This window comes from Streptomyces sp. YIM 121038 (genome assembly GCF_006088715.1).
GTDB lineage: Bacteria > Actinomycetota > Actinomycetes > Streptomycetales > Streptomycetaceae > Streptomyces.
Map to the genome: position 1 here is coordinate 4,847,831 of NZ_CP030771.1, position 11,267 is coordinate 4,859,097.

The following is an 11,267-nucleotide window of genomic DNA, read 5'->3' on the forward strand; positions in this document are numbered from 1 at the left end:
AGGGTTCTTCCGGGCCTGTCCCGAAGGCTCACGCAGACCTATTGACGCAGCCGCCAAGCATTGTCACATTCATCAGTGTCAAGTTACGAGCACGTACGGAGACGGTGCGGTGACGCGGTGCGTCGCGGTGCCGCCCCGGCGGGCGTGGACCGGACACGGGACGGACGGTGGCATGACCTCAGCAGTGAAGGGTGAACTCTCCGCGGAGCTGCGGGGGTTCCGCCGCGTGCAGACCCTCGCGTACGAATGCGCGGAAGCGGTCGCCGCCCAGCTCAAGCCGGGGGTGACGGAGCGCGAGGCGGCGCGGATGCAGCGGGTGTGGCTGCGCGAGCGAGGCGTGCGGGACTGGTTCCACCTGCCCTTCGCCTGGTTCGGCGACCGCACGGCGTTCGTGGACTTCCGGGTGCCTCTGCAGTTCTTCCCCACCCACCGCAGGCTGGAGCCGGGGATGCCGTTCATCCTCGACATGGCCCCGGTGTTCGAGGGCTATACGGCCGACATCGGCTACTCGGGCTGCCTCGGGCTCAACCCGGTGCACGACCGGCTCCTCGCCGACCTTGAGGCGCACCGCGAGCTGATCCTGCGCGAGGTGCGCGAGCGCCGCCCGCTGCGCGAGATCTACGAACACGTGGACCGGCTCATGGTCCGCCAGGGCTATGCCAACCGCCATCGCGCCTATCCCTTCGGCGTCATCGCGCACAAGGTCGACCGGGTCAAGGAGCGCCGCTTCTCGCCGCACGTGTTCGGCTTCGGCACGCAGTCCCTGAAGGGCCTCGCGAGCGACGCGCTGCGCGGCCACCGGGACGGCTGGTCCCCCCTGTGGTCGCCGTACAAGTTCTCCGACCATCCGCCGCAGCCCGGTCTGTGGGCGGTCGAGCCGCACCTCGGATTCCGGGGCACGGGGGCGAAGTTCGAGGAGATCCTGGTCGTCACCGACTCCAGGGACCCCGAGGAGAGCGCGTTCTGGCTGGACGACGACCTGCCGCACGTGCGGCGCTGGTCCGTGGAAGACGCTGAGAGGGCTGCCGTATGACGACCGTGGAGCTGAAGGGCGCGCGCGAGCGCTGGGTGCGCACCGGCGGGGTGGAGCTGTGCGTCGCCGAGCTGGGCGAGACCGGGCGGCCCACGGTGCTGCTCGTGCACGGCTATCCGGACTCCAAGGAAGTGTGGTCCGAGGTCGCCACGCGCCTGGCCGAGCGCTTCCACGTGGTGCTGTACGACGTGCGCGGTCACGGCAGGTCGACGGCCCCCAAGCCGCTGCGCGGCGGCTTCACGCTGGAGAAGCTGACCGACGACTTCCTCGCGGTCGCCGACGCGGTCAGCCCGGACGAGCCGGTGCACCTGGTGGGCCACGACTGGGGCTCGGTGCAGGCCTGGGAGTTCGTGACGGTCCCGCGCGCCCAGGGGCGGATCGCGTCCTTCACGTCGATGTCCGGCCCGTCCCTCGACCACTTCGGGCACTGGATCAAGAAGCGCCTGTCCCGGCCGACCCCGCGCCGGGCCGCCCAGCTCGTCAACCAGGGCGCCAAGTCCTGGTACGTGTACATGCTGCACACCCCGGTGCTCCCCGAGCTGGCCTGGCGCGGCCCGCTCGGCCGGCGCTGGCCGAAGATCCTCCAGCGCGTGGAGAAGGTGCCCGCGGACGGCTACCCCACGGCGTCCCTGCCCACGGACGCCGCGCACGGCGCCTGGCTCTACCGCGACAACGTCCGCGCCCGCCTGCGCCGCCCCCGCCCGGACGCGTACGCGCACGCGCCGGTGCAGCTCATCACGCCCTCGGGCGACGCCTTCCTGTCCCAGCGGCTGTACGACGACCTGGACCAGTGGGCCCCGGAGCTGACCCGCCGCACGCTGCCCGCCAAGCACTGGGTGCCGCGCACCCGCCCGGACCAACTGGCCTCCTGGATCACCGAGTTCGTCACCGCCCACGAGGACGGCGTGCCGCCGGTGGCGAGCGCCGCCGAAGCCCCCGGAAAGCACGCCGAGCGCTTCTCCGGCCAGCTGGTGCTCGTCACGGGCGCGGGCAGCGGCATCGGGCGGGCCACGGCCTTCGCGTTCGCCGAGGCGGGCGCGCGCGTGGTGGCCGTCGACCGGGACGCGGAGAGCGCGGCCCGCACCGCCGAGCTGTCCCGGCTCATCGGCGCCCCCGCGGCCTGGGCCGAGACGGTCGACGTGAGCGACGAGCAGGCGATGGAGAAGCTCGCCGAGAAGGTCGCCACGGAGTACGGCGTGGTGGACGTCCTGGTGAACAACGCGGGCGTCGGCCTGTCCGGCTCCTTCCTCGACACCAGCGCCGAGGACTGGAAGAAGGTCCTGGACGTCAATCTGTGGGGCGTCATCCACGGCTGCCGCCTCTTCGGCAAGCAGATGGCCGAGCGCGGCCAGGGCGGCCACATCGTGAACACCGCGTCGGCTGCGGCCTATCAGCCCTCGCGCGCCCTGCCCGCGTACAGCACGTCGAAGGCGGCCGTCCTGATGCTCAGCGAGTGTCTGCGCGCCGAGCTCGCGGGCCAGGGCATCGGCGTCTCCGCCATCTGTCCGGGCTTCGTGAACACGAACATCACGTCGACGGCCCGCTTCGCCGGGGTCTCCGCCGCCGAGGAGGCCCGCCGCCAGAAGAGGTCCGCCCGGCTCTACGGCCTGCGCAACTACCCGCCGGAGAAGGTCGCCGACGCCGTGCTGCGTGCCGTGGTCCGCAATCAGGCCGTGGTGCCGGTCACCCCGGAGGCGCGCGGCGCCCACCTCATGTCCCGGTTCTCGCCCAGGGCCCTGCGCGCGCTGGCCCGATTGGAGCCACCGCTGTGAGCACGGAGCACGGCACCACACCGCCCCACGACCCGCCCCACGAGGAGCACTACACGATCGTTCCGCGCCGGGTCTCGTTCGACTGGGACGCCACCCCGCTGCACTGGATCCCGGACGAGCCCACGGCCACCCACGTCATCAACGTCCTGCACCTGCTGCTCCCGGCGGGCGAGCGATGGTTCGTGAAGGTCTTCAAGGAGGGCCTGCCCCTGATCACCGATCCGGTGCTACGCGCGGACGTCAAGGGGTTCATGGGGCAGGAGGCCACGCACAGCGTGCAGCACGCGTACGTGCTCGATCATCTGGCCGCGCAGCGCCTGGACACCACCGGGTTCACGAAGTACGTGGACTTCCTGTTCGAGAAGCTCCTCGGTGAGCGGCCGCCGTTGGGCGCGCCCGTGGCCACGCAGGAGTGGCTGCGCTTCCGGCTCGCGATCGTCGCGGCCATCGAGCAGTTCACGGCCGTGCTCGGCGACTGGGTGCTGCACGCGGAGGGGCTCGACCGGGCCCGGGCGGACGAGGTGATGCTGGACCTGCTGCGCTGGCACGGCGCGGAGGAGGTCGAGCACCGCGCGGTCGCCTTCGACATGTACCAGCACTGCGCCGGCACCGGCGCTCCCCGGTACGTCCGCCGGGTGGCGGGCATGGCGGTCACGGCCCCCGTGATGCTGTATCTGTGGCTCTGGGGCGCCGCGTATCTCGTCCGCCACGACCCGTGGCTCGCGGGGCGCCTGCGGTATTCGCTGCTCGCGCACCACAGGGCGGTCAGGAAGGGCCTGCTGCCGCCGTGGCGACAGATAGGCGCGGCCGTGCCCCGCTATCTGCGGCGGTCGTACCATCCGTCGCAGGAGGGGTCGCTGCGCAGGGCCGTCGAGTATCTGGCGTGGTCGCCCGCCGCGCGGGCCGCGGTGGGGGCGGTCGGGCGCGCGGCCATCGCGTAGCGCGGGGTACGACCGGGTGCCACCGGGAAAGGACGGGGGAGCGTTGGACGGACGCAGGGAGGAAGGCCGCGCCTCGGCGCCGGGTGCGCCTCAGCCGGAGTCGGCGGGCACGCCCTGGGTGGAAGCGCCGCCGGGCGCGCCCCGGGTGGAGTACCGCATAGAGGACCTCGCCCACCACAGCGGAGCCACGGTCCGCACCATCCGGGCCTATCAGGACCGCGGCCTGCTCCCCCGGCCCGAGCGGCGCGGGCGGTCCAATGTGTACGGCGACGCCCATCTGGCGCGGCTGCGGCAGATCGCCGACCTGCTCGACCGGGGTTACACCCTGGCCTCCATCAAGGAGTTGCTCGAAGCCTGGGACGCGGGCCGTGGCCTCGGCGGTGTCCTCGGCCTGGTAGCCGAGGTCGACGGGCCGTGGACGGACGAGAAGGCCGACCGGATCACGCGGGCGGAGCTGGAGGCGGCGTTCGGCGGCACTCCGGATGCCGCCGCGGTCGCGGACGCCGTGGCGCTCGGCGTGCTGGAGCCGCTGCCGGACACGGACGACGAGTTCCTGGTGCCGAGCCCTCAAGAGCTGGCGGTGGCGGCCGAGTTGCATGCCGCGGGTGTTCCGCTGTCGGCGATCTCCGGGCATTTGCGGGAGTTGCGGGGTCAGGTCGAGCACATAGCGGCGCGTTTCCTGGAGTTCACCAATGAACACGTCTTCGCGCGGTATCTGGGAAACCGTCCGCCGAGCGAGGCGGACGCGGCGGAAGCGGCCTCCCTCATCCGCAGGCTGAGGCCGCTCGCGCAGAAGTCGGTCGACGCGGAACTGGCCCGCGCCATGCGCTTGTTCGCCACCCGCAACCTCCGTCGGCACCTCGCCGCCGAGGAGCCTCCGCGGCAGCGTGCCGAGCTTCAGTACGTGGCACTGCCCGCCAGCACAATGGACGCGGTCCAGGCGCTGGTTGGGCAGGAGAACGTGGCGGCGTTCATCACGGCGGCCGCCGAACGCGAGCTGCACGGCAGGACATTGGATGCACTCGCGGCAAGTAGGGGTGATTCCGGCATAGTTGAGCAAAAGCCGCCTTCTACCTGAGAGTTGTCCACAGAATTCCCAAGTAGCCTGTGGATAACTGCACTTGTCTGTGGATCAAACATGGAAAGCCGAATTCCACGATGAAAAGTCGATGGCAGAAAACCGAGTGCGTGGAGAACGGTGGAGCGCGACGCTGAAGAGATGAAAGAACGACAAGCCCCGGAAGGCCGACCTCCGGACGACCGGGGTTCCGCGGGGGGCGCCTCTCGGCGACCAGAGCACCGTGAAAGTGCCGCCGGACGGCTCGCACACCGCACAGGCCGCTCCCGACGGCCCCCGGACCACAAAGGCTCCCGACGGCCCCCGCGCCGTAAAGGTGTCGAAATATCTGTCGAAGCATCTGCGCCATCAGCCCGAGCGCATCGGGATCACGCTCGACGACGGTGGCTGGGTGGACATCGGCACGTTGATCGCGGCCGCCGCGGCCCATGGGTTCCGCTTCACCCGGGCCGAGCTCGACCACGTGGTGGCCGCCAGCGACAAGCAGCGGTTCGCGGTCGACGGCGACCGGATCCGCGCCAACCAGGGCCACTCCGTCGCCGTGGACCTCCAGCTGCCCCCGGCCGCCCCGCCCGCGTACCTCTTCCACGGGACCGTGGCCCGCCACCTCCCCGCGATCCGCGCCGAGGGCCTGCGCCCGATGACCCGGCACGCGGTGCACCTCTCGCCCGACCGCGGGACGGCGACGCGCGTGGGCGCACGGCGCGGCCGGCCCGTCGTCCTGACCGTCGACTCCGGCGCGATGCACCGAGACGGCCACGTCTTCCGCGTCAGCGCCAACGGCGTCTGGCTCACCGCCGCCGTGCCCGCCCGCTATCTGCGCTTTCCGGCGCCGGACTGACCCGGCAGGATCGATGGGTATGGAGCATCTGCACAGCACCGAGGCCGCCGTGGGGGCACTGCGGGAGATCGCCCGCGAGTACCACCTGGAGTTCGAGGTCGGCCATGACATAGGCGCCGACCGGACCTCCCGCCGCACCGCGGCCGGTGTCGCCGTGACGACCGACGCGGACGGCTCGCTGCCGCACGAGGCGTTCGTGGAGTTCGGCGGGTCCCCGCGGGTGTCCGTGCGGCTCTACCCGGACGACGACGCCCTGATAGACGTCGACGGCGTCGAGTGCCACGACGTGCCGCGCGACCACGTGCCGCCCTTCCTGCGGTCCGTCTTCGGCGGCCTCGCGTACGTCAAGGGGCGGCGCTTCCCGCCCGGCTACTGGCTGGTCGTACCGCTGCCCGGGGACACGACGTACAAGGAGCTCATCCCCATGATCTCGCTCACTCCCTGGCTCAGCGGAAAGGTCCGCTGACGTCCCGGGCACGGGGCGAAGTGCCTGGCAGCGGCCGTGACCGGGCCCGCGCGGGCGTCCGGCGGGCGGGGTAGGGCCCGCTGGGGGCCGCCGTAGGCTCGATCACATGAGTCTGCGTCTGAGCACCGTGATCCTGCCCGTGACCCGCTGGCACGAGGACGGCAGGGAGCGCTGGCAGCGCGCCGAGGAGCTGGGCTTCCACACCGCGTACACCTACGACCACCTGTCCTGGCGGACCTTCCGCGACGGCCCGTGGTTCGGCGCGGTGCCCACGCTGACCGCCGCCGCGGCCGCCACCGAGCGCATCCGTCTGGGCACGCTCGTGACCTCGCCCAACTTCCGGCACCCGGTCACGCTCGCCAAGGAACTGATCACGCTGGACGACGTGTCGAACGGACGGATCACCCTCGGCATCGGCGCGGGCGGCAACGGCTTCGACGCCACCGCGCTGCGCCGCGCCGACGAGGAGCCCTGGACACCCCGTGAACGCGCGGACCACTTCGGAGAGTTCCTGCCGCTGCTCGACCGGCTGCTCACTGAAGACGCCGTGACCTACGAGGGCGAGCACTACGCGGCGCACGAGGCGCGGAACATCCCGGGCTGTGTGCAGCGCCCCCGGCTGCCGTTCGCGGTGGCCGCGACGGGGCCGCGCGGCCTGAGGCTCGCCGCCCGGTACGGCCAGGCGTGGGTGACCACCGGCGACCCGAAGATCTTCGCCACGGGCACCCCCGAGGAGTCCCTGGAGGCCATCCGCGGCCAGGTCGACCGCCTCGGCGCCGCCTGCGAGCAGACCGGCCGCGACCCCGGCGAGCTGCACAAGATCCTGCTCACCGGCTTCACGCCGGACCGGCCGCTGGAGTCCTTCGACGCCTTCGTGGAGTTCGCGGGCAAGCACGCCGCGCTCGGCTTCGACGAGATCGTGCTGCACTGGCCGCTGCCCGGCACGGACTTCGCCGCGGACCAGAAGGTCTTCGAGCGCATCGCGACGGAGGCGCTGGCACAGCTGTAGCCGACAGCGGGAGCGGCGGGGGCTCGTCCGCCGTAGCCCGGGGTACGGACGGGGCGTGCGGGGGCGCGTTGTACTCACATGTGCGCCCCGCCACACACCCGTGCGCGCATATGCGGGACAATCAGCTACGTGACCTCAGCTACCGCCCGGCCCCGGACCCCGGCCCCCTCCGTCCCGCCCCGGCTGATCGCCACGGACCTGGACGGCACGCTGCTGCGCGACGACAAGTCCGTGTCCGAGCGCACGGTCGCCGCGCTCGCCGCCGCCGAGACCGCGGGGATCGAGGTCTTCTTCGTGACCGGGCGCCCCGCGCGCTGGATGAACGTGGTCGCCGACCACGTTCACGGCCACGGCCTGGCGATCTGCGCCAACGGCGCGGCGGTCGTCGATCTGCACGGCGGCCCCGGCGCACACCGCTTCACCAAGGTGCGGGGCCTGAGCGCGCAGAACGCCCTGGAGGTCGTCGAGCTGCTCCGCGCCGCCGCCCCGGGCACGTCCTTCGCCGTCGACCGGACCGGCGGGGTGCACCACGAGCCGCACTACCCGCCGCTGCGCATGGACCCCGCGGGCAGCGTGGCGCCCGCCGAGAAGCTCCTCGTGGCGGACGCCGCCTGCGCGGACGAGCCCATCCTCAAGCTGCTCGCCCACCACCCCGAGATGGCGCCGGACGACTTCCTGGCCCTCGCGCGCGAGGCCGCGGGCGACCGCGCCGAGATCACCCGCTCCAGCCCGACCGCCCTCCTGGAGATCAGCGCCCCCGGCGTCACCAAGGCGGGCACCCTCGCGCTGTGCTGCGCCGAGCGCGGCATCTCTCCCGACGAGGTCGTGGCCTTCGGAGACATGCCGAACGACGTGGAGATGCTCTCCTGGGCCGGAGTGTCATACGCGATGGGCAACGCCCATCCCGACGTGATCGCCGCAGCGTCGGGCCGCACGGTCGCCAACAACGAGGACGGCGTGGCCGTCGTCATCGAACGCATCCTGGCGGACCGCCTCTCCGTAGAGGCCGGTTGACCGGGCCGGTGCGCCAGGAGAGGCCGATCCACCTCTAGGGACGATCAGCGCAGCGGAACGATCACCCCGTAGAGGCCGATTCCAGGTTCACCCCGCGCTCGGCCAGCCACTTCACCGGGTCCACTCCCGAGCCCAGGTCCGGCGTGAGGCGGGCCTCGAAGTGCAGGTGCGGACCGGTCGAGTTGCCGGTCGTGCCCGCCTGCCCGACCCACTGCCCGGCGCGGACCGCGTCCCCCTGGTCGACGGTCACGGCCGCCAGGTGCGCGTACTGCGTGTAGTAGCCGTCCCGGTGGCGCACCACGACCTCGATGCCGAAGCCCCCGCCGCAGGCGACCCGCACCACCCGCCCCGCGCCCACCGCCCGCACCGGGGCGCCGATGTCGACGGCGAAGTCCTGTCCCGTGTGCCGCCGCGCCCACCGCTCGCCCGCGCTGTCGAAGCCCGCGGACAGCTCGTACGTCTCCACGGGCGTCACCCACGCGCGCGTAGAGGCCGCTTCCGGCTGCTCCAGGCGGACGGCGCCCCGGCACTGACCGGCCGCTACGGACGCGTCGGCCTCTCCCTGGAGCGTCCAGCGCGCCGACTCCAGCTTCGTCTCGATGTCCCGTTTGAGGCGTGCGAGGCGTGCCGTGCGCCGGTCGAGGACGCCGCGCGCCCGCTCCGCCGACCGCCTGGCGGTCGTGAGCCGGGCGGCGGCCCGCTGGGTCTTGGCGACGGCGTTGGTGACGGCGAGGTCCGCCTGGCCCAGGGCGCGCCTGCCGCGCAGCAGTTCGTCGGGGCTGTCCGCGAGCAGCAGCCGCGCGGTGAGCGGCAGACCACCGCCGGTGCGGTACTGGGCGCTGGCCATCCGGCCGAGGTCGTCGTGCAGGACGGCGACCTGGTAGCGCTCCTCGGCGAGCAGCCGGTCGAGCTTCCTGACGCGGCCGCGCTGGACCTCGGCGGCGCGCCGCTCCCCCTCGTAGCGCTCGGTGGCCTTCGCCGCGTCCTCGTAGAGGCGGGCCACCTCGGCACTGGTGCCCGACCCGCCGTGGCCGTCCATGGCGCCGGGCCCGTCGGCCTCGCCGGCGGCCGCGGGCGGTGGCGTGCCCAGGGCGAGGAGCGCGCACAGCAGGACCGGCACGGCGACCAGGCGCCGCGGGCGGCGGGTACGGAGACGGCTCGGGCGGCTCGGACGGGCACACATGACTCGGATCGTTGCCCCCACGCGCGCGTGCTGCCCTGCGGACTCGTACGCGCGGGGGACCGGGTGACCCGTACGGCGCACCCCCGTACCGCCGATCAGCGGCCGCTCGTAAGCGTCTGAGCGCCGAACGGCCGTCGGGGCGTACGCGCCGAGCGCCGGACGCGGGGGAGGCGCACGCACCGAGCGTCGGACAACCGGGGAGGCGTACGCGTCTGAGTGCCAGTCAGCGGCCGGGCGCGGGCCGGGCTTCAGTGCGGCGCCTGCCACACCACCGTCGTGCCGCCGCCGTCCTCACCGATGCCCGGCCCGTACCAGCTGGAGCCGCCCAGGGACTCGGCCCGCCGCTTGAGGTTCTTCAGGCCGCTGCGGCGACCGCCCTCGGTGATGCCCACACCGTCGTCGGCCACTGTCAGGCGCACGCCCTGGCGGCCGTCGGGCAGCACGTGGGTGGCGTCGACGACGACGTCGATGCGGTCGGCGCCCGCGTGCCGGAACGCGTTCGACAGGGCCTCTCGCAGGGCCGCGATGAGGTTCTTGCCGGTGAGCTCGCCGACGACCGTGTCGACGGGCCCCAGGAAGCGGTGCGAAGGCTTGAAACCGAGCGGCACGGCCGCCATGTTGATCTCGCGCAGGACCCGGGTCCGCAGCCCCGAAGGCGCCTCGGCGGGCCCCTGCTGGAGCGCGAAGATCGCGGTGCGGATCTCCTGGATGGTCACGTCCAGCTCGTCGACGGCCTTGCCGACGCCCCTGATCACCTCGGGCACCACGGACCTGCGCTGGGCGCTCTCCAGCATCATCCCGGTGGCGAAGAGCCGCTGGATGACCAGGTCGTGCAGGTCCCGGGCGATGCGGTCGCGGTCCTCGTACACCGCGAGCCGCTCCCGGTCGCGCTGCGCCTCGGCCATCATCAGGGCGAGCGCGGCCTGCGAGGCGAACTGGGTGGCGAGCGTCCGCTCCACCTCGGTGAACGGCCGTCCCCCACGCGCGCGTGGGGTGACGAGGGTCCCCAGGACCCGGCCGTCGCTCTGGAGGGGCAGCATCATCACGGGCCCGTACCCGCGCGCGAGGTCCGTCATGATGCGCGGGTCGGTCGCCGCGTCGTCGATGAACACCGCCTGCCCGTCGAGGAGGTCGGCGATGATGCGGCTCTCCGGGGGGACGGTGACGCCGAGCGCCCCGTTGGGCTCGTCCGAGGAGACGGCGACGATCTCCATGCCGCCCTCGTCGTCCGGGAGCAGCACGATCCCCGCCGCCGAGTCCGCGAGGTGCCGGGCCTGCTCCGCGACGACCGCGAGGGCGTCCTCCGCGTCGGAGCCCGAGAGCAGCGCCGTGGTGACCGCCACGGAGCCGTCGATCCACCGCTCGCGCTGCTTGGCGGCCTCGTACAGGCGGGCGTTGCCGATCGCGATGCCCGCCTCCGTGGCGAGCACCCGCACCATGTGCATGTCGTAGTCGTTGAACTCGGCGGCCTCCCCGGGGGCCGCCGGGGTGCGCTTCTCCGTGAGGTACAGGTTCCCGAAGATCTCGCCCTGGACGCGGATCGGCACCCCCAGGAAGGTGCGCATCGGCGGGTGGTGGGCGGGGAAGCCGCAGGAGCGCGGGTCGGCGGAGAGGTCGGCGAGGCACAGCGTCTCGGGCTGGTGGATGAGCGCGCCGAGCAGTCCGCGGTGGCCGTCGGGCAGGTGGCCGATGCGCTCGGCGGTGGCCTCGTCGATGCCGAAGGAGACGAAGTCCGCGAGCCCCTCGCCGTCCTCGGCCACGACGCCGATCGCGGCGTAGCGGGCGTTCGTCAGCTTGGCCGCGGTCTCGCAGATGCGGTTCAGGGTCGTGTGCAGCTCCAGCCCCGCGCCGACGGACCGCATCGCCTCCAGGAGCTGCGGTACGCGCGCGGTGAGCTCCGTGGAGAGCCCCTGAAGACTGCGACTGGCCC

Annotated in this window: 10 protein-coding genes; 8 read left to right on the forward strand and 2 right to left on the reverse strand. The window is 72.8% G+C overall.

The genetic code is table 11. The features are described from left to right. Positions 1-172: 172 nt before the first annotated feature. The 8 genes from C9F11_RS20505 to C9F11_RS20540 all read left to right on the forward strand — a co-directional run bounded on the left by C9F11_RS20505 (position 173) and on the right by C9F11_RS20540 (position 8,154). Positions 173-1,033, forward strand: coding sequence for a M24 family metallopeptidase (locus C9F11_RS20505; RefSeq protein WP_138960646.1), 861 nt, complete (start codon positions 173-175; stop codon positions 1,031-1,033). Beyond that, positions 1,030-2,805, forward strand: a complete 1,776-nt coding sequence (locus C9F11_RS20510; RefSeq protein ID WP_138960647.1) for an SDR family oxidoreductase — start codon at positions 1,030-1,032, stop codon at positions 2,803-2,805. The genes C9F11_RS20505 and C9F11_RS20510 overlap by 4 nt, the downstream gene beginning before the upstream one ends. After that, positions 2,802-3,746, forward strand: coding sequence for a metal-dependent hydrolase (locus C9F11_RS20515; RefSeq protein WP_138960648.1), 945 nt, complete (start codon positions 2,802-2,804; stop codon positions 3,744-3,746). The genes C9F11_RS20510 and C9F11_RS20515 overlap by 4 nt, the downstream gene beginning before the upstream one ends. Before the next feature lie 145 nt (positions 3,747-3,891). Further along, entirely contained in the window at positions 3,892-4,824 is a 933-nt protein-coding gene (locus tag C9F11_RS20520; RefSeq protein WP_138966776.1) for a MerR family transcriptional regulator, read from the forward strand. Positions 4,825-5,140: 316 nt separating this feature from the next. Continuing rightward, positions 5,141-5,665, forward strand: coding sequence for an RNA 2'-phosphotransferase (locus C9F11_RS20525; RefSeq protein ID WP_249402205.1), 525 nt, complete (start codon positions 5,141-5,143; stop codon positions 5,663-5,665). A 19-nt stretch (positions 5,666-5,684) separates the two neighbouring features. Continuing rightward, a complete protein-coding gene (locus C9F11_RS20530) occupies positions 5,685-6,131 on the forward strand; it encodes a hypothetical protein (protein WP_138960649.1) in 447 nt (148 codons plus the stop codon). Between the two features lie 106 nt (positions 6,132-6,237). After that, a complete protein-coding gene (locus tag C9F11_RS20535) occupies positions 6,238-7,140 on the forward strand; it encodes an LLM class flavin-dependent oxidoreductase (protein WP_138960650.1) in 903 nt (300 codons plus the stop codon). Positions 7,141-7,269: 129 nt separating this feature from the next. Then, complete coding sequence (locus C9F11_RS20540) at positions 7,270-8,154, forward strand: Cof-type HAD-IIB family hydrolase (protein WP_138960651.1); 885 nt, start codon at positions 7,270-7,272, stop codon at positions 8,152-8,154. 61 nt (positions 8,155-8,215) lie between these two features. On the opposite strand, the gene C9F11_RS20545 is transcribed toward C9F11_RS20540, so the two are convergent. Together C9F11_RS20545 and C9F11_RS20550 are read right to left on the reverse strand one after the other, a co-directional pair. Further along, positions 8,216-9,337: a M23 family metallopeptidase gene (locus C9F11_RS20545; RefSeq protein ID WP_138960652.1), complete on the reverse strand. Its 1,122-nt coding sequence runs from the start codon at positions 9,335-9,337 to the stop codon at positions 8,216-8,218. Between the two features lie 248 nt (positions 9,338-9,585). Then, positions 9,586-11,199, reverse strand: coding sequence for a GAF domain-containing protein (locus C9F11_RS20550; protein WP_249401804.1), 1,614 nt, complete (start codon positions 11,197-11,199; stop codon positions 9,586-9,588). Positions 11,200-11,267: the final 68 nt, after the last annotated feature.

Bases quoted from the DNA above. Each gene is read 5' to 3' on its own strand.
- C9F11_RS20545 (WP_138960652.1), bottom strand. From the start codon at position 9,337: ATGTGTGCCCGTCCGAGCCGCCCGAGCCGTCTCCGTACCCGCCGCCCG.
- C9F11_RS20530 (WP_138960649.1), top strand. From the start codon at position 5,685: ATGGAGCATCTGCACAGCACCGAGGCCGCCGTGGGGGCACTGCGGGAG.
- C9F11_RS20510 (WP_138960647.1), top strand. From the start codon at position 1,030: ATGACGACCGTGGAGCTGAAGGGCGCGCGCGAGCGCTGGGTGCGCACC.
- C9F11_RS20505 (WP_138960646.1), top strand. From the start codon at position 173: ATGACCTCAGCAGTGAAGGGTGAACTCTCCGCGGAGCTGCGGGGGTTC.
- C9F11_RS20550 (WP_249401804.1), bottom strand. From the start codon at position 11,199: ATGCGGTCCGTCGGCGCGGGGCTGGAGCTGCACACGACCCTGAACCGC.
- C9F11_RS20535 (WP_138960650.1), top strand. From the start codon at position 6,238: ATGAGTCTGCGTCTGAGCACCGTGATCCTGCCCGTGACCCGCTGGCAC.